The sequence below is a fragment of the Streptomyces beijiangensis genome, assembly GCF_017315755.1.
Taxonomy (GTDB): Bacteria; Actinomycetota; Actinomycetes; order Streptomycetales; family Streptomycetaceae; genus Streptomyces; species Streptomyces beijiangensis.
The window spans coordinates 11,611-11,900 of the sequence record NZ_JAFLRJ010000198.1; the positions used below are offsets into that span (position 1 = coordinate 11,611).

The window sequence follows — 290 nt, forward strand, 5'->3', positions numbered from 1 at the left end:
CGGCTTCCGTCACGCGCTGGACCGGGGAGCCGCGGGCAAGGCGATTCTCACCGCCCGTGCGGGCGGCCTCGCGGAGGGCCCCGGCTACACCCTCACCCACGGCGAACTGGAGGCGGGCGCGTGCGGAGCCGCCGCACCGCTGGTCGGGGTGTCGGGTCTGGAGGGCAGCGTGGGAGTGGTGATGCTGGCGGAGGCGGTGCCCGAGCGGGTGGGCCCGCGCGTAGTGGCAGCAGCCCAGGAGGTAGCGGACGCACTGCGCTGACAAGGACACCGGGCGGGGCAAATAAGCC

Annotated in this window: 1 pseudogene; it reads left to right on the forward strand. The window is 74.8% G+C overall.

The window, feature by feature from the left end:
* Positions 1-262: pseudogene (locus J0695_RS44065) on the forward strand (IclR family transcriptional regulator); the annotation flags it as partial.
* Positions 263-290 lie beyond the last annotated feature (28 nt).